This is a genomic window from Olivibacter sp. SDN3 (assembly GCF_014334135.1).
GTDB lineage: Bacteria > Bacteroidota > Bacteroidia > Sphingobacteriales > Sphingobacteriaceae > Olivibacter.
On the sequence record NZ_CP060497.1, the window covers coordinates 2,573,861 to 2,597,344 of the forward strand.

At 45.1% G+C, this 23,484-nt stretch carries 18 protein-coding genes and 1 pseudogene; 14 read left to right on the forward strand and 5 right to left on the reverse strand.

Annotated elements, in window-relative coordinates:
• The first annotated feature begins 34 nt into the window (after nt 1-34).
• On the forward strand, nt 35-1,564 hold the full coding sequence (locus H8S90_RS10670; RefSeq protein ID WP_187342516.1) for an arylsulfatase: 1,530 nt from the start codon (nt 35-37) through the stop codon (nt 1,562-1,564).
• Nucleotides 1,565-1,715: 151 nt separating this feature from the next.
• Nucleotides 1,716-3,200, forward strand: a complete 1,485-nt coding sequence (locus H8S90_RS10675) for a sulfatase (protein ID WP_255501906.1) — start codon at nt 1,716-1,718, stop codon at nt 3,198-3,200.
• A gap of 9 nt (nt 3,201-3,209) precedes the next feature.
• Here the strand turns inward: H8S90_RS10675 and H8S90_RS10680 are convergent, their stop codons facing one another.
• The gene (locus tag H8S90_RS10680; protein ID WP_187342518.1) at nt 3,210-4,112 is read right to left on the reverse strand and encodes a hypothetical protein; all 903 of its coding nucleotides are present in this window, start codon (nt 4,110-4,112) and stop codon (nt 3,210-3,212) included.
• 625 nt (nt 4,113-4,737) lie between these two features.
• On the opposite strand from H8S90_RS10680, the pseudogene H8S90_RS26445 reads away from it, so the two are divergent.
• Nucleotides 4,738-5,331: pseudogene (locus tag H8S90_RS26445) on the forward strand (DUF1266 domain-containing protein); the annotation flags it as partial.
• Between the two features lie 578 nt (nt 5,332-5,909).
• Here H8S90_RS26445 and H8S90_RS10690 read toward each other — a convergent pair.
• Nucleotides 5,910-6,359: a hypothetical protein gene (locus H8S90_RS10690; RefSeq protein ID WP_187342520.1), complete on the reverse strand. Its 450-nt coding sequence runs from the start codon at nt 6,357-6,359 to the stop codon at nt 5,910-5,912.
• A 213-nt stretch (nt 6,360-6,572) separates the two neighbouring features.
• The gene (locus H8S90_RS10695; RefSeq protein WP_187342521.1) at nt 6,573-7,031 is read right to left on the reverse strand and encodes a PA2169 family four-helix-bundle protein; all 459 of its coding nucleotides are present in this window, start codon (nt 7,029-7,031) and stop codon (nt 6,573-6,575) included.
• 159 nt (nt 7,032-7,190) lie between these two features.
• On the opposite strand from H8S90_RS10695, the gene H8S90_RS10700 reads away from it, so the two are divergent.
• The 7 genes from H8S90_RS10700 to H8S90_RS10730 all read left to right on the forward strand — a co-directional run bounded on the left by H8S90_RS10700 (nt 7,191) and on the right by H8S90_RS10730 (nt 16,598).
• On the forward strand, nt 7,191-8,129 hold the full coding sequence (locus tag H8S90_RS10700; RefSeq protein WP_187342522.1) for an AraC family transcriptional regulator: 939 nt from the start codon (nt 7,191-7,193) through the stop codon (nt 8,127-8,129).
• Between the two features lie 94 nt (nt 8,130-8,223).
• Nucleotides 8,224-8,985, forward strand: a complete 762-nt coding sequence (locus H8S90_RS10705; RefSeq protein ID WP_187342523.1) for an SDR family NAD(P)-dependent oxidoreductase — start codon at nt 8,224-8,226, stop codon at nt 8,983-8,985.
• Between the two features lie 222 nt (nt 8,986-9,207).
• Nucleotides 9,208-10,533 (forward strand): Gfo/Idh/MocA family protein, encoded by a 1,326-nt coding sequence (locus tag H8S90_RS10710; RefSeq protein ID WP_255501907.1) that lies wholly within the window; start codon nt 9,208-9,210, stop codon nt 10,531-10,533.
• Between the two features lie 15 nt (nt 10,534-10,548).
• Nucleotides 10,549-11,262 (forward strand): DUF1080 domain-containing protein, encoded by a 714-nt coding sequence (locus tag H8S90_RS10715; protein ID WP_187342524.1) that lies wholly within the window; start codon nt 10,549-10,551, stop codon nt 11,260-11,262.
• A 303-nt stretch (nt 11,263-11,565) separates the two neighbouring features.
• A complete protein-coding gene (locus H8S90_RS10720; protein WP_187342525.1) occupies nt 11,566-14,589 on the forward strand; it encodes a SusC/RagA family TonB-linked outer membrane protein in 3,024 nt (1,007 codons plus the stop codon).
• A gap of 46 nt (nt 14,590-14,635) precedes the next feature.
• Nucleotides 14,636-16,318, forward strand: a complete 1,683-nt coding sequence (locus H8S90_RS10725; RefSeq protein WP_187342526.1) for a RagB/SusD family nutrient uptake outer membrane protein — start codon at nt 14,636-14,638, stop codon at nt 16,316-16,318.
• Nucleotides 16,319-16,451: 133 nt separating this feature from the next.
• Nucleotides 16,452-16,598, forward strand: coding sequence for a hypothetical protein (locus H8S90_RS10730; RefSeq protein ID WP_187342527.1), 147 nt, complete (start codon nt 16,452-16,454; stop codon nt 16,596-16,598).
• Here the strand turns inward: H8S90_RS10730 and H8S90_RS10735 are convergent, their stop codons facing one another.
• Both H8S90_RS10735 and H8S90_RS10740 read right to left on the reverse strand, forming a co-directional pair.
• On the reverse strand, nt 16,599-17,033 hold the full coding sequence (locus tag H8S90_RS10735; protein WP_187342528.1) for a TerB family tellurite resistance protein: 435 nt from the start codon (nt 17,031-17,033) through the stop codon (nt 16,599-16,601).
• 48 nt (nt 17,034-17,081) lie between these two features.
• Nucleotides 17,082-17,912: a universal stress protein gene (locus tag H8S90_RS10740; protein WP_187342529.1), complete on the reverse strand. Its 831-nt coding sequence runs from the start codon at nt 17,910-17,912 to the stop codon at nt 17,082-17,084.
• 232 nt (nt 17,913-18,144) lie between these two features.
• On the opposite strand from H8S90_RS10740, the gene H8S90_RS10745 reads away from it, so the two are divergent.
• From H8S90_RS10745 to H8S90_RS26205, 4 genes are all read left to right on the forward strand, one after another.
• Nucleotides 18,145-18,729, forward strand: coding sequence for an RNA polymerase sigma factor (locus H8S90_RS10745; protein WP_187342530.1), 585 nt, complete (start codon nt 18,145-18,147; stop codon nt 18,727-18,729).
• A gap of 81 nt (nt 18,730-18,810) precedes the next feature.
• Nucleotides 18,811-19,824 (forward strand): FecR family protein, encoded by a 1,014-nt coding sequence (locus H8S90_RS10750; protein WP_187342531.1) that lies wholly within the window; start codon nt 18,811-18,813, stop codon nt 19,822-19,824.
• A 120-nt stretch (nt 19,825-19,944) separates the two neighbouring features.
• Nucleotides 19,945-23,301, forward strand: coding sequence for a SusC/RagA family TonB-linked outer membrane protein (locus H8S90_RS10755; RefSeq protein ID WP_187342532.1), 3,357 nt, complete (start codon nt 19,945-19,947; stop codon nt 23,299-23,301).
• A 45-nt stretch (nt 23,302-23,346) separates the two neighbouring features.
• Complete coding sequence (locus H8S90_RS26205; RefSeq protein WP_255501908.1) at nt 23,347-23,478, forward strand: hypothetical protein; 132 nt, start codon at nt 23,347-23,349, stop codon at nt 23,476-23,478.
• Nucleotides 23,479-23,484: the final 6 nt, after the last annotated feature.

Below are 23,484 nucleotides of genomic sequence, written 5' to 3' on the forward strand. Positions count from 1 at the left end.
AATGAAAATTCATATTTTTAAAAATAAAAGGACTATGTGGAATAAATTAAAGGAAGGTGTTTCTCTGGCGTGTATTGCGCTGCTATTCTTTTTCCCCCGATCGTTGTGCGCACAATCTTCACAACAACCTAATATTATCTTTATCTATGCCGATGATCTGGGTTTTGGCGATGTAAGTGCTTACGGTGCGACCAGGATCCATACACCTAATTTAGACCGCTTGGCGGCCCGCGGTACGCGTTTTACCAATGCGCACACGAGCTCAGCAACCTGCACGCCTTCGCGTTTTGCCCTGATGACGGGTACTTACCCTTGGCGAAAACAGGGAACAGGAGTGCTGCCGGGCGATGCTGCTTTGATTGTGCCCACCGATAAGATAACCTTGCCGCAGGTGTTTAAGCAGGCAGGGTATCAAACGGCAATAGTGGGTAAGTGGCACCTGGGTTTAGGCACGCAGGTAGAGAAGGACTGGAACAATGCGGTAAAACCGGGGCCAAATGAGGTTGGCTTAGATTATGCTTTTATCTTTCCCGCAACGGCCGACCGCGTGCCGACGGTGTTTCTCGAAAACCATGATGTGGTAGCGCTGGATAAAGACGACCCGATCGAGGTGGATTACCAAAAGCCGGTGGGGAATGATCCTACCGGTAAGGATCATCCCGAATTATTGAAGATGCGCTCGTCTCCAGACCATGGGCATAACCAAACGATTGTGAACGGCATTGGCCGTATAGGTTATATGAGTGGCGGATACCAGACGCGCTGGGTGGATGAAGAGGTGTCTACCACTTTTCTGACGGTTGCCCAACAATATATTAAGGAGAATAAGGACAATCCTTTTTTCCTGTACTTTGCGCTTACAGAGCCGCATGTGCCGCGCATGCCGGCAACCAGGTTTAAAGGTAAGAGCGGACTTGGTTACCGTGGTGATGCGATCTTACAACTCGATTGGACAGTTGGCGAGCTAATGGATCAGGTGGAAAGCCTGGGCCTTGCAGATAATACCATCATCATCTTTACCAGTGATAACGGGCCGGTTTTAGATGATGGTTACGAAGACGGAGCGGTTACGCAATTGAATGGGCATACGCCGGCCGGCCCGCTCCGGGGAGGTAAATACAGCATTTTTGAAGCCGGAACCCGGGTTCCTTTTATCGTGGCCGGGGCGGGCGTGAATAGCGGCGCAGTGTCAGAAGCGCTGGTCTGTCAGATGGATGTACTGGCTTCTGTAAATGAGCTACTGGGTGGTGAGATAAAACCGGGAGAGGCAATGGACAGCCAACCTATGTGGGACGCTTTTCTCGGAAAGGCATCTAATGGCCGTGAATACCTTGTGGAGCATGCGGGGTCTCTGGGGGTGATCAAGGGCGAATGGAAGTACATTGAACCAAGTGAGGGGCCTGCATATGCCAAATTAACGGATATTGAACTCGGTAATGCTCCGAAGGCTCAACTGTATAAGTTATCTGAAGATTTGGGTGAAAAACATAATATAGCGGAAGAACATCCGGAAATTGTAAAGGAACTTACGGATATTCTGGCAGAAGAACGGGCAAAGAAATAAAATAGTACCCTTAGAACGGTTTTTATGGAGGGAAGCTGTCGATGTAAGCGGTGTAACCTCTTTTGTTTTCGGTGGAATGTAATCAACTCAAATGATGAAGATGTTTAAATGCGTAACGCTTTTGTTTTTGCTTTTAGGTAGCACCAAGCTGATGGCAGCAGCACCAGCTAAACGGCCTAATATCATCGTGTTTTTGGTAGATGATATGGGCTGGCAGGATACTTCAGAGCCCTTCTGGACAACAAAGACTCCTTTAAATGAGCGGTATCATACGCCGAACATGGAGCGTCTGGCCCGTGAGGGTGTTAAATTTACCAATGCCTATGCCAATGCTGTTTGTACGCCAACCCGGGTGAGTATGTTGACCGGAATGAATGCCGCACACCATGGCGTGACCAATTGGACTTCGCCCAAAGGTGATCATAATACGGATAATGCAGATGAGCAGTTCGGACCTGCAAACTGGAATTACAATGGCCTGAGCCCTGTTCCGGATATCCCCCAAACGGTATATGCCACACCTTTTCCACAGCTCCTTAAAGAGGCTGGCTATTTGACCATTCATGTGGGAAAGGCACATTGGGGCTCGGCCGGTACGCCCGGAGCTAATCCTTATAACCTGGGTTTTATGGTTAATATCTCCGGCCATTCGGCGGGACATCCGCAGAGCTATCTGGGGCAGGAGAATTATGGCAATATACCGGGCAGATCGACTTTGCAGGCGGTGCCTGATCTGGCAGAGTATCACGGTAGGGATACTTTTCTTACGGAAGCCTTAACCTTGGAAGCTATCAAGGCCCTGGAACAGCCCATTAAGACCGGACAACCTTTTTTCCTGAATATGGCTCATTATGCCGTGCATGTTCCCCTACAGGCAGATAAACGTTTTTTTCAAAAATACGTGGATGCTGGTTTAGACACCAGGGAGGCGATGTATGCTTCGCTGCTGGAGGGTATGGATAAAAGCCTGGGCGATCTGATGGATTATTTGCAGGAGCAAAAGGTAGCTGAGGAGACCGTTATTATTTTTATGAGCGATAATGGTGGGCTCAGCTTAACACCGCCCAGAGGCGGCCAGATGCATACGCAAAATCTTCCCCTAAAAGCGGGAAAGGGCTCCCTCTATGAAGGAGGTATCCGTGAGCCAATGCTGGTGAAGTGGGATGGGGTGGCCAAAGCGGGCCAAACATGCGATCAATATGTGGTTATTGAAGATTTTTTTCCAAGCATATTGGAGATGGCTGAGGTTGTGCCGAAGCGCTTGGTGCAGCAGCTGGACGGGCAGAGTTTTGTTCCTTTGCTTCAGGATAACGATGTAATCGATACGACACGCAGTTTAGTCTGGCATGCCCCGAACAAATGGATTCCAGACGACGGTCCGGGAATTAACTATAAAAGTGCCATCAGGAAAGGCCAATGGAAATTGATTTATGACATGCGAAATGGAAGTTTCGAACTCTATGACCTACAGAAAGATATCGGTGAGCAGCATAACGTCCTCGCGCATTATCCACATAAGGGGAAGGAGTTAGTGGGGCTCTTGGGTGCTAAGCTTCGGAAATGGGATGCCCCTATGCCTATAGATAAAATAAGTGGAAAGCCGGTTAGGATACCCGATAAATTACCTATTGAGTAAGTAAAGCTTTTATTCCTCAAATTGATGTGACACGAGTACCTGCGAAAGCTGTGGGGCAAGGAGCAGGTGATAAACGCGCGGATCGGCCTGATGTAGTTTTTCGAGACTGGTATGGATAATGGTATCCTGATCGGTGCTCTTGATAAATTTTCGATAGGGAATATCAATATGCGCCCAGTGTATACGGAGATCGGTTTGCGCTATAAGTACACGGTAGTTACTGCGGAGACTATCCCATTCCTGTTCCAGGTGCTCATCACTACCGCGGATGACAAACGAAGGAGAAAAAGATCCCATGTTATCAAAAATGGAAGAGACGAGTGTTGCCGCTTTATTTTCAGGGTCGATATCGTCTTGGTTTTCCAGACCTAACTTATAGGCGGCACTGGGTATAGGCGCCTTTAAGCGGTATTCGAGGTATGCAACCATGCTTGAACCCGCCAAGGGGCCGGTCATAAAATTTTCTACCTCTTCGTAAGCCCACTGTGCCGAGGCATGGTCGATTTTGAACGTGTAACTTTTGGTGGTGTCCAGTTGTAGTAAATCGATCACCTCGGGCGAGCTTTCGTTGAAATATAGCCGACTATCATTGGAAGATAGCTTCGACGGATGTTTTAATAGCGTATCCAGCATACTGGCAAAGGCCTGCTCATGGGAAGTGCTGAGTTTGGGTCGGATGTTGAGCACCATGTGCTGTTCATCTCTGCTGCTGCTTATGGTAAAACGTCTGTTCGGGAGAGAAGCATCGGAAGTGAGGGAGAGTATACCCTGTACTTCGGCAATAAGTGCTGGCGTATCGATAGTTGCCTGTTCGGTTTCCAGGATCAGACGGCTGCTTGCCTCGGGTTTGGTTTCACAGGCGTAAAATAGAACGGACAATAACAGGAATAGGCTTGGGTATAAGTAACGCATATATGTTGCTTAAATGATGATAAGCAAAGATACAGCGGCGTAGCGAAAGTTAAAACCCCTGAAAACCATGATATTGATGCGGTACCTTGACGACTTGTAAAAATAGGAGAATAAAATTTATCTTTGAATTGCTAGAGGATACTTTACTGTTCCATGTTCAGTACGAGATAAGAAGCTTAATAACGATAAAAATTCCAGATCAATGACAGATAGGCCATCACTCCAGAATTTACCAAATAGACGGCAAAACCCCGCTAAAAAAGAAAATATAGCGCAGATTCTCGATCGGATGGATTCCGGTAGATCTAGCGCACTGTACTTTTTAGGTATTGCAGCGCTATTTATGGGTTTTATGCTTTTCTTTATGTTTAAAGGTCAAGCAAGGGTAGACATATCGTTGGCTGGCGGCTTGCTGCTGGGGATTTTGCTATGCCTGGGTATTATCCTGGTGAATCTGGTGAGGGAGAGCTCGCGCGGCATGCGCGAACAGGAGCGCTATTATGTAATTGGCGAGGTTAAGGCACTCACTGCGGTGCAGCAGCGGGCTTTACGTTTGGTACTGGTAGATATGTATTATTTTGGTTTCTGGATCAGAACACTTGAATATTATCCCTGTGAGGTAAGAATGAAAGGTAAAACATTTAAGCCGAAATGTTTTGCGATAGAGGGCAGGGAAACGTACCGTAAATCACTCGATCGCGACTGGGGCATCGTGAGTACCGAACAGTACCGTCAGCTCGTGCGCCAACTTTTTGAAGGGATGCACAGCAAGCTTTTTGCGGTAGATATGGATTATTGCGTTAATATCGACGACTACCTGTCGCGTTCATTGCCAGAAGCAGATAGGGACGATATCAAGCAGCAGAACGATAGTTTTATCAGTAGGCTCGCAGGTTTAATCAATAAACCGGTGACTTACGTGACAGACTGCTTTAATGAGCAGGGAGATAAACCCAAGGCCCTGATCTGGGGTTTCGATTTATGGCGTGTGATACCGATGTCCAGAGATGCTTTTATGGCCGGATATATCAAAGAAGAGGAGGCCTGGACAAATATTTTGAAGGCTTCCGATTTGGTTTACCATCTATTCGATAGCTTTGAAGATTTTTTCGATAATTTCCGTCTGGGTAACGCGTATTGGTCGAATGATTTGGAAACTACACGCCTGCGCCAACAAATGTGGGAACTGTATCAGCAAAAGTGTAATTGGGCGGAAAGGGACCTCCCCTGGCAGCGCGAAGGTGCGCCTCAATACGCACAGGAAATGCAAACGGGCTTTGCGAATTACATTAAAAGTAAAAACAAGAAATATAGCGAGCCGATTGGTTTTAGGCGTAATGGTGATTAACATAAATGGACGATAAAGGCTAAATAGGCTGTATTTTTTTCTATTTTGTCATAGAAATATCATCCTTGAACAAAATATTTTGAATTGTGTATTTTGTACACTATCTTTGTATCATCATAATTTAGGTTTATAATTGGTTAGTAAAGCCTTCAATCTCCCCGGTTGAAGGCTTTTTTTGTAATAGCAGGTTTTGGGGAAAGGGTTTCCGTTATGCCATAATATTTTTCACCCAATTGGATTTTATCCTGCCCATCTGCCCATTTTCTGTAGCATTTATCGAATTGCCTATATAATGTCAGGTTAATATCATCCTTTGAAAAAATATTTTGAATTGTGTATTTTGTACACTATCTTTGTATCATCATAATTTAGGTTTATAATTGGTTAGTTAAAAGCCTTCAATCTCCCCGGTTGAAGGCTTTTTTTGTGATGGAATTGATAGAAAAACGTTAATATACAAAATCGGGATCTAACACAAGAATGCTCCCACAGATGGTGTGGTTTTTATAGTTGGCTTTTCCATACACGGTAATGCAAAGCGTATGCTTATTTTTATCGAATGCGTTAATTCTGCAATGGAAGAAAGGGGTCTTACCCTGCGCGCATTTGCGTACTTTTCTAATGATTACGGGAAGATCTTCACGACTGATCATCCCTAATACGTTTTTCTGCTCGGAAAGGACGTGAGCATCGCGCTTCGAAAAACCTAAGATATCGGGTAAATGCCTGTCGAACCGCAAGGTATTGTGGCGATAGTTCCAGCAGTATCTGCTGGTGCGAAAATCATGCAGCGATCCATCTGTGAGTGCCTTGGCTTTTTTTAATTGATCAGCTAGCCACTGCCTGATAAGGTATGTCCATTCCTTAAGCAACGAAAGCTTGGTTTTACTGACATTCATTGTTACTGTATTTAATAAAATAATCTTTTTAAGCTACTTGATTAATGTATTTTTCTGAGCCTAAACATGGTTGGGAAAAGATTTAGATACGCTAAAATAAGCGGTAAGCCAATTTTTAAAAGGAACGTATTACAGCATAAGGCACCCTGAGTTCCTAACTCAGGGTGCCTTATGTAAGTAGCGGGGCTTAAAGCCAATCCGCTAGGTGGAATGTTAAACGCTGTCTCTCAATGCCCTGATCTTATCATGTGCGCTTTTAATTTCCTGTGATTGTTCAGTAACTAATTGTAAGGCCTCGTCAACCAGCGAACCTGATCCTATTGCGTCGCTGTAAGCTTTCTTTATGGCATCTTCGCCTCGCTCAGCTTCTTCAAGGATACTTTTTCGATCACGACCACCAAACAATGCTTTTACATCGATCCAGGCGCGGTGCAGGTTTCCGGCTACACTAGTACCTGTTTCTACTTCGCCTTGGCCTGCATGGCTGCCAACGATTGCCGTAAGTTCTTGACTGAATTTTCGGCTTTGGGCCGTATACTCCTGAAAGAGTGTTTTCAGATCAATATTTTCTTCGTTAATGTCGGCAATTGCTTTTTCAAAACCGGCCACGCGATCGTTGTTGATTTCAATGAGGTCATTCAAAACTGAAATCGTGTTTTTTGTTGTTATCATAGGTGTTTTTTAATTACTAGTTTTTAATTTGTATTAGTAGTTGAACAATGATCAATTGCTTTAGTTTGCACTGTATATATAAAAATTACAATAATTTTGTTCGTTTGCATGTAAAGGGCGTTTTAGCTAAGTTTGAATATTACAAACATGTACCGCCCTATGAAAACCATCAAATCCACCTCCTTAGACGAGTTTTATAAAGAAGCTATCGAATTTACGGGCAAACGTATGAACGAACTCTTACCGGCAGGTATCCAAAAGGAAATCGGGCATTTCAATATTTTTGATATTGCCAGTACGATAGCAGAGGCCAAACGTACGAAAGTGATGCCCTATAACCGGAGAGCTTATTATAAAATCAGTTTGATACGTGGAAAAAACAGAGCGGAATATGCTGATAAAGTAATTGAAATAAAGAAAAACGCACTGTTATTTGCTACACCTAAAGTGCCTTACCACTGGATTCCGGAAGATCAACATCAGTCGGGCCACTTCTGTGTCTTTACCGACGAGTTTCTGGTCAAAAACAAAAGTGGGTTGGTGCTGGACGAACTGCCGATTTTCAGACCCGGCGGTTATCCTGTTTTTGAAATAAGCGATGAACAAGCGCAGGAACTGACAGGGGTCTTCCTGAAAATGAAAAAAGAAATCAGCTCAGATTATGCATTTAAATACGACCTGCTCCGCAATTATGCCTTGGAGCTCATCCACTATGGGCAAAAGCTGCAGCCCGTGACGGCGTTGTCTACGGCACATAATGCTTCTACGCGTGTTACAGCCTTGTTTATCGAACTGCTGGAACGGCAATTCCCGATTGAATCTACCGGCCAGAAACTCCTATTACGGAAAGCAAAAGATTATGCCGATAGGCTGGCTATCCACGTAAACCACCTCAATAAAGTACTGAAGGAAAACACCGGGAAAACCACCACCGATATCATCGGTGCCCGCATTGCACGGGAAGCAAAAATTCTGCTGAAACAAACCGATTGGAGCATTTCTGAAATTGCTTATGCCCTGGGATTCGAAGAAGTGGCGCATTTTTCAAATTTCTTCAAGCGACAGAGCTCAGTTACGCCTGTTTTGTTCCGCTCTTAGGTCGATTATTTGAATTTTGCAAACATCAGATTGCTGCATGCAAACAGATGGACCGTAAAACGCACCAATTTTGTTTATCAAAAAAATAAAAAAGATGGATACACAAAAAATTGCGTTAGTAACAGGCGGAAGCCGGGGCTTGGGTAGAAATATGGTTGTCAACCTTGCCAAAAAAGGAATCGATATCGTATTGACCTATAATACCAACCGGCAGGAAGCCGAAAAGGTAGTGGCTGAAATCGAGTCACTTGGACAGAAAGCAATTGCTTTTCAGTTAGATACGGGTAACGTGAAATCTTTTGATGGGTTTATTCAGCAGGTAGGCGAACATTTAAGAGAAAAAACGGGCAGCCCGAACATTGACTTCCTCATCAACAATGCCGGCACGGCACTTTATGCTCCCTTCGCCGATACCACCGAAGAACAGGTGGATGCGATGTTCAACATTCATTACAAAGGGGTCTTTTTCCTTACCCAGAAGGCCTTGCCTTTTATAAATGATGGGGGCCGTATCATCAATATTTCCTCGGGGCTGGCCCGATTTGCTTTTGTAGGATCGGCGGGTTATGGTGCGATGAAAGGGGCCGTTGAAGTACTTACCCGGTACCTCGCTAAAGAGCTGGGGCCGCGCGGCATTGCAGCCAATGTAGTGGCGCCGGGAGCCATTGAAACCGATTTTGGCGGTGGCCAGGTTCGCGACAACAAGGACGTCAATGACCATGTTGCCGGTGTGACCGCTTTGGGGAGGGCGGGATTGCCGGATGATATTGGTGGCGTTGTGGCCTTTCTCTGTACCGAAGAGGCTCGCTGGATCAACGGGCAACGTATAGAGGTTTCTGGCGGCATGATGTTGTAAAGCCCATTTTAAGTTTATTCTGCCATTTTGCTACAAAAATCAAACAAATACTATTCTATGCCCCATGTTGGCTATGTTTGTGAAAAAAAATTGTTATCATAGCGTTTAAACCGGTTTCCGTGTTAGGGGTTCAAACGATAGGGATATGAAGGAGCCTTTCATCGTAGTTCATGAGCTAATGCGGAATCCAGGTTTATAGCCAATTGATTAACAATAAAGCAAATGATGTCAGAAATGAAAAACAAGCTAAAAACAAGTAGCAGAAGGTCATTCTTAAAACAATCGGGCCTTGCTGTTATTGGGAGTACTTTCGTTCATAATACGAGCTTCGCTGCACCTTTTTTAGTGACCAAAAAAAATCAGACGCTGCGGGTAGGCCTGATAGGCTGCGGTGGTAGGGGAACGGGTGCTGCCGCGCAAGCACTGCAAGCTGATCCGGATGTGGAGATTACTGCCCTGGGTGATGTTTTTGAAGATCGCCTGGAAGAAGCTTATCAAGCACTCGTAGAGATTGACGGAGAACGTGTGAAAGTGGCTGATAGTGATAAGTATATAGGTTTTGACGCTTACCAGAAAGTGCTGGATACCAAGGTAGATGTGGTGTTGCTTGCTACGCCGCCAGCTTTTCGGCCCGAACATCTGATGTCTGCAGTTCATGCAGGTGTACATGTCTTTTGTGAAAAACCTGTAGCTGTAGATGCTCCGGGAGTGCGGAAAGTGCTGGAAGCCGTAAAACAGGCAAAGGAAAAGAAGCTCTCCCTGGTTTCGGGTTTCTGCTTCCGTTACGATTTCTCCAATAGGGCTGTTTTTGAGAAAATAGTAAATGGTGATCTGGGCGAGATAAGGACGGTATCTACTTTTAGAAATGGTGGTGAAGCCTGGTACCATGAACCACAACCTGATTGGACAAAAATGACCGAGCAAATGCGTAACTGGTATTACTATAATTGGTTATCGGGTGATTTTATCGTGGAACAATCTGTTCATAGTATCGATATGATGTCATGGGCCATGGGCGACAGATTACCTATAAAAGCTACCGGGACAGGTGGGCGTCAGGCTCGTGTTGACCCGAAGTATGGAAATATTTACGACCATTTTGCTGTCGAATTTGAGTATGAAGACGGGGCGAAAGGGTTTCATTTTACCCGGCAGCAGGCAGCTACTTCCAGCAGAAATACCGTAGATGTACTGGGCGTGGATGGAAATGCCATCATAAATATAGGGACTCCACCAAGGATAACCGGTAAAAATGAATGGAGGTATACGGCTCAAAAGAGTAAAAAGAACAATATGTACCAAACACAACATGATGAGCTGTTTGCCGCCATCCGTAAAGGAGAACCGATTAATGATGGCGAATGGATGGCCAATAGCACCATGCTTGCCGTATGGGCACGTATGGTGGGTTACACCGGCCAGGCAATTACCTGGGAGCAGGCCTTCAACTCCGAAGAGACCTTAGGACCTAAAATGGAGGATTATGATTGGGATTATGAATGGGAAGGGCCGCCTATTGCCGTCCCGGGGCAAACTAAAATGGTGTAATCAAAGCAAGCTGAGATGAAGTTACCAATAAAAAAACTTGCCCTGTTATTATTACTAGGGTTTAAAAGTATTGCTCTTAGCGCACAATCACAGCCGATAGTCTTTGGAAAAGAAGTGCCGCTCAGTCAGCTTACGAATCGTACAGGTAGTGAGGAGAAAGCCATTCAATGGGTCAATGTAAATACCGATCCAGATACATGGAAAGTAGAAGACGAGCTATTGATCTGCTCAGGGCAACCCATCGGCGTGATGCGATCGGAGAAAAGGTATGAGAATTTTATTTTACATGTTGAGTGGCGGCATATGGAAGCTGGTGGAAATTCAGGTGTGTTTGTATGGAGTGACGCTGAGCCGGATGAAAACAGCCGTTTGCCCGGCGGTGTGGAAGTGCAGATGTTGGAGTTGGATTGGGTGAATCAGAACCTACAGAATGGCGTAAAGCCACCCATCGCTTACGTGCATGGTGAACTTTTTGGTGTTGGGGGCGTAACAACCGTTCCGGATAATCCTAGAGGAGAACGTAGTAAATCGATTGAAAATAGGTGTAAAGGAAAAGGAGAATGGAATACCTATGAGGTGGTATGTGTTGACGGTACCATCAAACTCTCAGTGAATGGTAAATTTGTGAACGGCATTAGCCAGTCTACCGCCAGAAAAGGTTTCCTCTGTTTAGAATCTGAAGGAGCAGAAATACATTTCCGGAATATCAAATTAATTGAGCTGCCATGAGTTTGTTAAACGAGATTTCTTTCGCGCTGATGACAAGTTTAGGACGGTAGGTAAAATTTAATAATTAGTCATTCAAAAAAGGCCTACGGTATACATAATACCGTAGGCCTTTTTTTATCAACTCTTCCAACTCGCATTATTAAGCTTGTTTTAATTTTCGTTGAATTTTGAGTGTAAAAGTAATAAAATGACTAATATTGCAGCCGAAATCGAAACTAACTGTAAAAAATCGAAACTATATGTATAAAAATTAATACACGCCAATTCAAGAACAACAAACTATATAAACTAACAAGCTGATTTATGAAACATGCGAGAAAGTGGATGGCCAAGCCCGGTCTGTCCATGATGATGTGTGCCCTATTGGGTGGCAAATTGTACGCAGCGCCTTTTCCCGAAAAAATGGCGCTGCCTGAAGTACCTAGCTATGTAGCGGAGCGGCAGCAACATGTCGTAAAAGGAAGGGTTACCAATAGCAATGGCACGGAACCCTTAATTGGGGTGAGTATTAAGGTGAAAGATGGGCCCGGAGGAACATCAACAAATGTTGATGGGAACTTCGAACTGACCGTTCCGGATGGAAACGCGGTGTTGGAAATCTCTTACCTCGGATACATTACCAAAGACGTTGCCGTAGCAAACGAATCGGTATTGGACATCCGTTTGCAGGAAGACGCCAACAACCTGGAAGAAGTGGTTGTAGTGGGTTACGGCTCGCTCGACCGGAGGGAACTGACCAGCGCAGTGTCTAATTTAAAACAAAAAGATTTGATTGCCGGCGCGGTGTCGCCATTGATTGCCATCCAGGGGAAAGTGCCGGGACTGAATATCTCTTCCAATAACGGCACAGATCCCAATGCCAATGTGTCGCTTCAACTAAGGGGGGTAAACTCGGTAAATGCTTCTCAAGGCCCTTTGGTAGTCATTGATGGCGTGCCCGGTGGAGATATTAACTCGGTGGCTCGCGAGGATATCGAGTCCATCAACGTATTGCGTGATGCTTCGGGAGCAGCAATTTATGGTACACGTGCCTCGGGCGGGGTAATTTTGATTACCACTAAACGCCCACAGATTGGTAAAGCTACCGTGAACTTCACTTCTGAATATTTTTTGGAAACAGTCCGCCGCAGGCCTGAAGTGTTATCCGGAGATGAGTTTGTAGAGTTTGGTTTAGGCGAAGATCTGGGTGCACGTACCGATTGGTATGACGTAGTAACCAACAAAAACCCTTTCAGTCATCGTCAGGTGTTGAATATCAGCGGTGGATCGGAAAATGCCAATGTATATGTGACGGCCTTTAAGCGCGATGCCAAAGGTATTGCTATCGGTTCCGAACGCGGCGAAGTAGGAGGTAGGGTCAATAGCAACTTTAAGTTTTTTGATGGGGTTGCGGAATTAAATACGAATGTGAGCTACAATCAGGTGAACGCGGATTTCCCGGGGAATAGTACGCCTGACGACTTTAGGGATGAGAATAACGGTATTTTCAATATGGCGTTAATATTGAACCCGACCATGTCGCCTTATGATGCCGATGATTTAACGGGTTACAATATACCCACCGGGGGCTACGATTATTGGAACCCCTTGGCGGAGGTGATGCTACGTAAAAAACAGAATCAGTACCGTTACCTATTGGCAAACTCTACTTTGAAGGTGAATCTCAGCCAGGATTTTTTCACTACAGCGATGGTGGGTATTAAAAGCAATACAGAACATCCTACCTTTTACCGTTCGGCACAGCATCGGGTATCGCGATTGGATGGTATAGATGGTTATGCACAGCAACAATATAAACGCTGGGACGATCGTATATTTGAGTGGACCTTGAATTACAGCAAGAAATTTGATGATCACCAGATCAATGCGGTAGCCGGATACAGCTACCAGGATTTTAATGGGCAAGGTTTTAGTGCCAATAACTCAGATTTTCCCGTGGATGGTATCGAGGAACACGACTTGGGTTCGGGTACTTGGCTGGTAGATGGCCGCGCCGGAATGGGTTCCTGGAAAAACCCATGGGTGAAATTGGCCGCCTTTTTCGGACGGGTGAACTATTCGTTCAAAGACCGTTACATCTTAACAGCTACCTTGCGTCACGAAGGCTCGTCTAAATTTGCACCTGGCAATAAATGGGGAACCTTCCCTGGGCTTTCTGCCGGATGGCGCCTATCGGAAGAAGCTTTTATGCAGAATATTGATTTTATTGATGATATTAAAATCCGTGCAGGTTACGGTGAAACCGGAAATGAAGGTTTTAATGCGAATGTATCCACCCGTATGTATAGCGCCGACACATGGTGGCTCTTTGGTGGTAATTGGAACCGTACCTTTGGGGTGATGCATAACCAGAACCAGAACATTCGCTGGGAAGTAAAAAAAGAATATAACCTAGGTATGGATTTCACTATACTGAACAATAAGTTGAGCGGTCGGGTGGATTATTATAAACGCGTGATTGACGACCTCATTTATGACATTAGTGTCTCCCAACCTCCGGCAATTCACGATAGGACAACCATGAATATCGGTAGTATGGAGAATCAGGGATATGAAGTGGAATTGAACTATAACGTAGTAAATAATTCCGATTGGACCTATACTACTACGCTGGTGGCTTCGCATAACAGAAGTACTTTGCGTTCATTATGGGGTAGCCAAACTTTCTCTGACAGAATGAATTTTCCAGCGCCGGGTTCTCCGGGTAATGCCGTTCGTCTCTTCCCGGGACAGGATATCGGTCGCTTTTTCCTTTGGGAGTTTGCAGGATTTACAGAAGATGGACAATGGATGTTGAGGGATCAAAACGGAGAAGCTTTTGATGTTACCGAAAGAAATAAAACCATTGCCGATAAGCGCTTTATGGGTAACGGTATCCCGCGCCTTCAGCTTTCCTGGAACCATACAGTGTCTTACAAAAATTGGGATGCTAGCATATATATGCGTAGTTGGCTCGGTTATGATGTTTTCAATATGATCAATATGTATTATAGCCTACCGAATGTGCAAGGGCAGAATGTGTTGCGTAGGGCTTATGAAGAGCATCAGAACATTAGGGGAGAGAAGGAGCTGAGTAATTATTGGCTGGAAAAAGGTAATTTCCTGAAAGTGGACGTGATCAGCATAGGTTATACCTTCAATAAAAACCTGATCAAACCGTTACAGAACCTACGCGTTTACGCTGCTGGCCGCGACTTATTTGTCTTTACCAAGTACAGTGGACTCGATCCAGAGGTGAATATCAATGGCTTGGATCCCGGTTTTGAGCAGCGGGATGCTTACCCGAGAACACGCATGTTCAACTTTGGTGTACAGGCGAGCTTTTAATGACGGAGGATTTTGAAAAATAAATGTTAACGAAGGGAAAACAACAATGAAACGATATAGTATTATCATATTGACAGCAGCATTGACAGCAATGGCTAGCTGTACAAAGTTGGAACAGGAATTTTATAGTCAGGTTACGCCAGATAATTTCTTTCAGAGTGAAAAGGATGTGCTGGCGGCCTTGAATAGACCTTTTACCCATGCCCGATGGTATTTAGGGGAAGACCGCTGGAATTTGCAGGAATATACGGCGGATAACTTCGCAATTACCACCAAAGGGCGACATTGGTATAACGGCGGTGAGAATGAACGTTTTCATTACCACCGTTGGACCTCTGATGATAACTGGATATGGGGTTCTTGGCGAGGGACTTTGATGGGGGTTGCATTAGCTCTGGACGCGCGAAGCGACCTTGAAAAATTGGATTATACAACCTTTGCACTGACACCAGAGGATCAGGCCGCTCATGTGAGCCAGTTAAATACGCTGATTGCTTTCTTTTATTTACGGGGGCTGGATTTCTTTGGTGGTATGCCGATTTTTGATTCACTGGAAGAGGAATCTTTGCCAAGGAATACAGACCAGGAACTGTTTGATCATATTGAACGTTTACTGCAGGATGCCTTAACGGCTTTACCTAAAAAAGAAGGTGGTGAGCGCGAACAGGGCGAGTTGAAGCAGGCCGCCGCCGCCGCCATGCTCGCCCGTTTGTATTTCAACGCGGAAGCGTATATTGGCAGGCCAATGTATAATGAGTGCATGCAGCTCTCGCAGGATATCATCGATGGGGTATACGGTGCTTATGATCTGGACGCCACTTGGTTTGGGCCGCATGACTTTAATAACGACAGCTCGCCAGAGATCATCTGGTCTATCCCTTCGGAATTTAATAAATTGCAATACGACTGGTTTTACGCTAATTTTTACCACTATAATAGTCGGCAATATTTTGATGTGGATATGGGTGCAAATAATGGTGCCCACCTTACGCCTTCCCGCAAACCTGATAGTACCTTATACGCCAATGATTTTCACCTAGGATCACCTTATGAGAAGTTCCATGATCTGGACCTAAGGAAGCATCCATACCAATACCTGGGAACAGGTAACTACGAAGGGATGTTTATTAATGGCCCTCACCGTACGCCGGAAGGTGCTGTGATCAACGGTGGTGAAGAGTATAATGGGCAAGCTCTGATATTTCGCGACCAAGTAGGGCGTTTTTCGGAAGTTGGACCGGACAAACGCTACAGTTCGGTTGAGCAACTGCCTTCGCGCATGGCCGATGGCGAAGAAAATACAGGTGTACGTTTGGTGAAAGTGCCTATTCCAAACATGGCAGAAAACACGCTGCGTTGGGGCGCAGATAACCCAGCTATACGGTTGGCAGAAATTTACTACATGTTGGCCGAATGTAAATGGCGCGATGGTGATTTAGCTACAGCGGCAACTCTGATCAATGCGGTGCGTGCAAGGAATTTTGAGGGAGGAAATGATGCTGACCCGGTAACCGCAGGAAATTTGGATGAATACCGCTTCCTGGATGAATGGAGCACCGAGTTTCTGGGAGAGGGCAGGAGGCGTACAGACCTCATCCGTTGGAATAAGTTTACAACAGATGCGTGGTGGGATCACCAAGCGTCGGGATCGGATCACTTAAAACGTTTCCCGGTGCCTACACAAGCGATTTCTGGAAACAATAACCTGCAACAAAATCCGGGTTATTAATGAGTTGGGGTAAATAACGGAAATGAAGCCGGAGGTGCCTCCTATTGTACCTTCGGCTTTATTTTACCCTGTAAATATGAGGTGAAGATTGTTTGGAGCTTTCTGATCAATGGCATAACGTTTTGTATTTGCTTTGGAGGGAGCTTGTGAAGTGGAAGAACGTTTGTTATATGCAGGAGATGGTTTAGCGTTGACGGAGATGCCTCATCTGGATATGGAATGCCTTTCTGATGCAGCTATTGTTCTGGTAATAGCAATGGATAACGGCGGTGGGAATTGATCAGTTTGGCGGGCAAGGGTTCATTTTCTTGGCCTTGTCCAATAATTCCTGTAGTAAATACAGGTATCCGAGCTCCATTTTGTTTCGGCCAGCATGTGCCGTGGCTATCTGATTGGCAGAACGAAAAATGTTTTCTGCCAGCCGCTGATCGATAAATCGTGGATAATTCCTGACGAAATCGTTGAATCTCTTAAAAGTTGATGCTGCGGTTGGTTTTATCTCCGACAACCAATCGAAAATTTCCCCAACCCGGTATGCAGTCTCATGGTCATACGCTCCTATGGGAGGGTCAAATTCCAGCCACACTTTTTGTAATAGACTGCGAACTTCAACGCTTTCTTTTTCTTCTATTTTGCCATCGCAATAACAAATACTATAAAAAAGGAATGCAAGATTTTCATAAAACTTTGCCCAGAGTTGTGGTGTACGGATCATAATGTTAAATTTTTGGTTTATGTTATATGCCTGATAATTCATCACTGGCTAATGGATAATAAGCAGAGGAAACTTTGACGTCGTGGCCAGCTTCTTCGATATGCTCTCTTTGGTTAGCCGCTCAAAAAAAGAACGTGTTTTAGCCACTACCAAAATCATTTGTGCCTGTTGCTCTTCGGCATAAGTGAGTATACCTCTGTTGACGTCTTGATCGTCGACGTATGCGATGGAGGGTTCAATATCTTCGAATAAGTCGTAAAAAGCGTATTGCTGTCTGATAATATCTGAATCAAAATACTGCTCCTCATCGTGGTCGACATGTACCGCTAACAGATGCGCGTTTAAAAGCGCCACAAGCTCCCTTATTTTTTCTGCAGGAACAGTGGTAGATACTTTTTTTAGATCACAGCCCATAACAATTTTATCAATAGGCGTATACCTACTACTGGAGGGTACGACAAGTAAGGGCAGTCGACAGGTGCTAACGATCTCCTTTGTACTGCTTCCCAGCAATATCTTTTCCCAGAGGCTCTTGTCTGATAACCCGATGACCACAAGGCCTATATCATACTTTTTTGTAAGGTTATTGATGCCGTGGCTTAACACAAAGTGGTCGGTCACGGTTATGATGTTTGTTTCACCATTCGTTAAAACTGCCAGCTCCTGCTTCAGTTCATCGAGTGATTTCAGGTTTCGTTCCCTTATGCTCTCTTCTAATAAGACATTACTCTCGGGCACTCTCACCGATTGAGGAACCGGTTCGTATGAATGATACAGTATTAAATTTTTTACACTTAACTGCTCACCTAATCGTGCCGCATACTCGGCGGCATTGTTTGCCGATTTAGAGAAATCTGTTGCTATTAAAATGCTTTCCATAATGTGATTTTATTAGTTTATGTAAAGTTAGTGATGATATCTCGTTCGGCAGGTGATATGATACATAACATAATATGATTTTCGTCATAAAACGTCCTTTCCTCCTGTTGGTAAATTTCAAAAGGTGACTGCTCGGTCACCAATTTAATATAAACTTAATACCACCTTCCTAAACGTTGGCCTTTAATTTTATAGTTTTGCTCTCCAAATGCACGGATAGCATTTAGCAAACATGGTCAATCCACCGATTCAAGAAGCAAAACTGTTGGAGTTCTCAGCAGCTAATTATACGTCGATTTTCAATACGTATTGGAAAAAGCTATATGTTATTGCTTATCGGCGCCTCCGTGATTCGGAATTGGCTAAAGATATGGTGCAGGACGTATTTGTATATTGTTGGCAACAGCGCTCATCTATACAGATTAACACATCCATTGAAGGCTATCTGCGTGCTGCCCTACAATACCAACTCATTGCCTATTTCCGTAAGCTTGATGTGAAAGACCGTGCCTTTGCTTATCTCTATCAACGGATGGTTGATGTGGAGGCGCATATAAAGGACGTGCTGACCGAACAGGATTTGAGCAAAATGCTAGATGACGAATTGGAAAGGATGCCGGAAACCATGCGCGAAATTTTTAAGCTCCGTATACGGGATTATACGGTTGACGAAATAGCGAGTGACCTGAACCTCGCCGAAAAAACAGTCAGGAACAATATTTCCAAAGGAATGCATAGGCTGCGTAAGGCCTTATCCAAAGACTTTCCAGAGGACTTTTCAGCCATCTGTTTGGTGCTTTACTTTTTGTTAACCTAAACTTAAATATTTCTTAATCAAATTTTCGGGGATGAGCTGCCCTTCAACGCTACTCTACTTATGAAAGCGCATGGCTAAACCATGCGACTAGCTATGGAAGGCATGGATAAAAATAAGTTTAAGCAGTTGATGGACGGGTATATCAGGGGTGATCTGTCTGCAGATGAATTGGCACTACTGGAGCGATGGTATGCTTCCTTTGGTGAATCGGCAATTGGCGTACCGGGTATGGATGACGATCAGGCAACGCAGGCGATAAAGGATGAACTGGATAGCCGTATACGACAGGAAATTATGTCTGAAAATACCGTTTATAAAAAACGGGTAACGGTGTCTTGGAAATGGCTTGCGGTTGCGGCTTTCTGGGTAGGGTTGGTAAGCGGTGTGGTATGGCTGTCGCTATATCGGGTATACAAACCGAAAGCCTTGGACACTCTTACCGAGCAGGTGGTTTTTCGGGAAGTGAAAACAGGTCTTCGGGAGATAAAGAAGGTCAGCTTGCCCGATGGCAGTAAACTGTACCTGAACGCGCACTCGGTTGTCCGGATTCCGGTAAATGTAAGCCGGAACATACGGGAAGTGTTTTTGGATGAGGGGGAAGCCTACTTCGAAGTGGCGCAGGATAGTCACCGGCCTTTTGTGGTGCAGATGCAGAAACTGAGTGTGGAAGTGCTGGGAACGGCCTTTAATGTGCGGTCATACCAATCGTTGGAAGATGTTAGGGTGGCCGTAAAGCAAGGGAAAGTGCGGGTAAGTGATACGACGCACGTATTGGGTGAGCTAGTGGCCGATGAAGGCCTGACCTATCGGACAGCCGACGGGAAAGCAACGAAAAATAACCGGAAGGGAACTGCTATCGATGCGTGGATACGTGGCTCGGTAAATTTGGAGAAAGCGAGCTTCCAGGAACTGGCCGTAGCGCTATACAACTTATACGGCATACGCCTGAAAAGTACCCATCCACAAACAGAAACTTATCACTACAATGTGCATTTACATGCAGACCGTTCATTGGCAGAAACGATGGACATCATCTGTGATATACATAACACAAGATATAGGAGGACAGGAAATGAAATAACCATATACCCTTAGATAAAAACAAAGAAACAGGTATCAAAGTGATACCTGTTTGAATGATGTCGGCTATGCTATAGCTTGAGACCCTAACGCATGGCCGCTTAGCATTTTTTAAATAACTAAGACTGCAAAAATATGAATAAAAACGCATTGTTCATAAGACAATTTATGCGCACAACCATACTGATATATACGACTTTACTGGCATTTTCGCAATTGTTGCTCGCCGAAACCAGCAAAGGACAGATACTCGGTAAACCTTTGAATATTTCGTTCACCGAGAGTACTTTATATACCGTTATCCAGCAATTGCAGGAACAAAGTGATGCGGAGTTTGCTTTTGACGAAAGTACACTTAAACTGGAGGAGATTCCCGTCGGCCGGCAGCACTTTCAGTCGGAACCGCTTGCTCAGATATTGGATAAGTTACTACTTGGTACGGATATCGGTTACCGGGAAACAGGACGGGGAACCATCGTACTGCAACGTAAACAGCCGTCAGGTAAGGTGAGTGGTAGGATACTTGACGAACAGGGGGAGCCTCTAGCTGGCGCAAGCATCCGTATACAGGAACTCGGCAGGAGCGTTAGCAGTGACGGTGAAGGGTACTTTTCACTGACTCTGCCTCCGGGGAGTTATACTTTTGATGTTAGCTATATCGCTTATCAAGCACAACAGCAAAAGGATGTGACTGTCGCTTCCGGCGCAAATGTGGTGTTGGATTTCACGTTGAAAGATAATATAGACGCTTTGAATGAAGTGGTAGTAGTAGGGTACGGCAAACAGAAGTTAGCCAATTTGACGGGGTCAGTCTCTGCTATAGACAAAGAAATGTTGGAGCGCCGGCCGATTGTATCCACATCTGCGGCTTTGCAGGGTATAGCGCCCGGAGTGACGGTAACGACGCAGTCGGGATCACCGGGCGCTGATGGTGGGCAGATACGTATTCGGGGCGTAAATTCCTTTGGAGGCTCCGATAGCTCGCCACTGGTATTGATAGATGGTATTCCGGGAAATATAGACTTGGTAGATATTAATCTCATTGAATCGGTCTCTGTGCTGAAAGATGCGGCCTCAGCGGCCATATATGGGTCGAGAGCAGCAAACGGCGTGATTATGATTACGACAAAGCGGGCAACCGAAGATCGGTTCATGATCAACTACCGGGGGTACGGCGGATGGCAGGAGGCCACCAGAATACCGGAGGTTACTGATGGCCTGACTTTTATGAGGGTGTTTAATGAGGCGAATATGAACGACAATGGCTATGTATTGTATAGCGACGAAGCTATTGAGGAATTTAGGCAAAGATATGCCGCTGATCCGGAAAACTTTGATTGGCAAAAAGCGATTCTCAACGGTTCGGGTTTTACAAACAATCATTTCGTTTCCTTAGCGGCTAATTCCGGGAAAATACGGGTTATGCCTTCACTCAGTTATGCCGATCAGGGTGGAATTATTAAAAATACTGGCTTTAAACGCTACATCTTACGGAATAACATGGACGTGGATGTGAACGATAAATTGACCTTGAAACTCGATATGGCCCTTACCAATAGCGATCGATTGCAAATTGCAAATGAAGGCACGATCTGGAATTATTTGGGGCGCATGCCTACGAATATCCCCATCAGGCGGAACGGCAATTGGTCGGAAGGATGGGTAAACAACAATCCGGTGGCTTTTATTGATGAGGGCGGGAACCGAAAGGTGAACAATATCGAATTCTTCGGTAACCTTAACATCACCTATAAACCGGCAACTTGGTTATCACTTACTGGAATAGTTGCGCCACGATATCAAACCAGAAACACGCATAATTTTGTAAAAAGTGTCATGACCTATAACGACGACGGGACTGAAGCCGGGGCAGCAAATACGTTTACGGCTTTGACCGAAACGGGTTATCGCTATTATTTTGGGAATTATCAGTTTTTGGCAACGGCTTCTAAAGAATGGGCCGATCATACGTTTAAATTTTTGCTTGGTGCCTCACGCGAAACTTATGATGAGAAATACCTGATGGGATACCGGCGTGACTTTACTTACGATACCTATGAAGTGCTTACTGCCGGTGCTGATAATGAAACAAAAGATAATGATGGTACGCATGCCCAATGGCTGTTGGTTTCTACTTTTGGAAGATTTAATTACGATTATAAAGACCGTTACCTCTTCGAAGCTAATTTTAGGTATGACGGTACTTCCCGTTTCATCAATAAGAATCGATGGGCTTTTTTCCCCTCTTTCTCTGCCGCTTGGAGGCTTTCAGAAGAGCCTTTCATGGCTAATACCAAACAGGTGGTTAACCAATTGAAATGGCGAGCTTCTTGGGGGAAGCTGGGCAATCAGAATATCGGTAGCTCGTATTATCCCTTTACGGAAACTTTGGCCGTGGGCAGTATTTCGATGGCGGAACGAATTTATCAGCTCGTGACTTTAAACACGATGGCCAACCCCGACCTTCGATGGGAGGAGACGGGCATGGTTGGAGTGGGGCTGGATGCCACACTCTTCAAGAAGTGGTCTTTTACGGCCGATTGGTATCGGAAAAACACGGATGGTATTTTGCTCACCTTGTACACCTCTCAGCTAACCGGTCTAAATGCGCCCTATCAGAATGCGGCGAAAGTTCGGAATACTGGGTGGGAATTCGCCACCCGATATGATAATCAATGGGGCGATTTTAATCTGGGTGTTGGCCTGAATATTTCAGACGTAAAAAATGTGATAACCGATATGAAGGGGCAAACTTCGGGCACCTTGTTGCGGCAGCAGGAAGGGTATCCGGTGAATTCGATTTACGGTTACCTGGCCGATGGCTTATACCAGTCGCAAGACGAAATCGATGCCGGACCGACCCAGTTCGGTAGCTTACATCCGGGAGACATCAGGTACAGGGATTTGGCGGGAGCCTTCGATGCGAATGGCAACCCCATACCCGATGGTCGGATAACCGACGAGGATAGAACGGTTATCGGTAGCACTATACCGCGCTACACGTATGGTATGCAGCTGGATCTGGGATGGAAAGGCTTTCGACTAAATGCCATGATTCAGGGGGTAGCTAAAGTGGATGGCTACCTGAATTCGCACTACGTGATACCGGCAGTAAATTCCAGCGCCATAAAACCTTGGCAATTGGACTATTGGACAGAAGATAATCGGGAGGCTTCTTTCCCGAGGGTTTCCATCACTTCTACCAACAATACACAGAACTCCAGCTTCTGGATGCGAAGTGCTGCCTATATGCGGTTGAAAAATTTGCAAATAGGTTACGCACTACCTAAAAATATGCTCAGCAAGTTTGGTATCAGTGATTTGTACCTGTATGTTAATGGGCAGAACCTGTTTACCCTGACAGATTTTTGGCAAGGATATGATCCCGAGATAGCCTACGATCCCGGTGCGGCGGATGGTGTATCCTTGGGCGGTGGGGCCTATTACCCTCAAGTTAAAGTTTATTCATTTGGTATCGACGTCAAATTTTAAAAAAAAATGGTGATAAAACCTGTATGCTATCGCTTGAAAAAGAATATGAAAAAGACAGATCATGCAAGCGTCATTGCCGAAAAAAAACCGAGTGTAACGAGCTCATTTATTCCATTGAATGCCTACACTCATACCGCCGAAGGCAGCATGAACACCTTTGGAAACAGACACAAATAAATAATT

What these genes read in the sequence shown, in the direction of transcription:
- H8S90_RS10670 (WP_187342516.1), top strand. Translation starts at nt 35, where the DNA reads ATGTGGAATAAATTAAAGGAAGGTGTTTCTCTGGCGTGTATTGCGCTG.
- H8S90_RS10675 (WP_255501906.1), top strand. Translation starts at nt 1,716, where the DNA reads ATGGCAGCAGCACCAGCTAAACGGCCTAATATCATCGTGTTTTTGGTA.
- H8S90_RS10680 (WP_187342518.1), bottom strand. Translation starts at nt 4,112, where the DNA reads ATGCGTTACTTATACCCAAGCCTATTCCTGTTATTGTCCGTTCTATTT.
- H8S90_RS10690 (WP_187342520.1), bottom strand. Translation starts at nt 6,359, where the DNA reads ATGAATGTCAGTAAAACCAAGCTTTCGTTGCTTAAGGAATGGACATAC.
- H8S90_RS10695 (WP_187342521.1), bottom strand. Translation starts at nt 7,031, where the DNA reads ATGATAACAACAAAAAACACGATTTCAGTTTTGAATGACCTCATTGAA.
- H8S90_RS10700 (WP_187342522.1), top strand. Translation starts at nt 7,191, where the DNA reads ATGAAAACCATCAAATCCACCTCCTTAGACGAGTTTTATAAAGAAGCT.
- H8S90_RS10705 (WP_187342523.1), top strand. Translation starts at nt 8,224, where the DNA reads ATGGATACACAAAAAATTGCGTTAGTAACAGGCGGAAGCCGGGGCTTG.
- H8S90_RS10710 (WP_255501907.1), top strand. Translation starts at nt 9,208, where the DNA reads ATGATGTCAGAAATGAAAAACAAGCTAAAAACAAGTAGCAGAAGGTCA.
- H8S90_RS10715 (WP_187342524.1), top strand. Translation starts at nt 10,549, where the DNA reads ATGAAGTTACCAATAAAAAAACTTGCCCTGTTATTATTACTAGGGTTT.
- H8S90_RS10720 (WP_187342525.1), top strand. Translation starts at nt 11,566, where the DNA reads ATGAAACATGCGAGAAAGTGGATGGCCAAGCCCGGTCTGTCCATGATG.
- H8S90_RS10725 (WP_187342526.1), top strand. Translation starts at nt 14,636, where the DNA reads ATGAAACGATATAGTATTATCATATTGACAGCAGCATTGACAGCAATG.
- H8S90_RS10735 (WP_187342528.1), bottom strand. Translation starts at nt 17,033, where the DNA reads ATGATCCGTACACCACAACTCTGGGCAAAGTTTTATGAAAATCTTGCA.
- H8S90_RS10740 (WP_187342529.1), bottom strand. Translation starts at nt 17,912, where the DNA reads ATGGAAAGCATTTTAATAGCAACAGATTTCTCTAAATCGGCAAACAAT.
- H8S90_RS10745 (WP_187342530.1), top strand. Translation starts at nt 18,145, where the DNA reads ATGGTCAATCCACCGATTCAAGAAGCAAAACTGTTGGAGTTCTCAGCA.
- H8S90_RS10750 (WP_187342531.1), top strand. Translation starts at nt 18,811, where the DNA reads ATGCGACTAGCTATGGAAGGCATGGATAAAAATAAGTTTAAGCAGTTG.
- H8S90_RS10755 (WP_187342532.1), top strand. Translation starts at nt 19,945, where the DNA reads ATGAATAAAAACGCATTGTTCATAAGACAATTTATGCGCACAACCATA.
- H8S90_RS26205 (WP_255501908.1), top strand. Translation starts at nt 23,347, where the DNA reads ATGAAAAAGACAGATCATGCAAGCGTCATTGCCGAAAAAAAACCGAGT.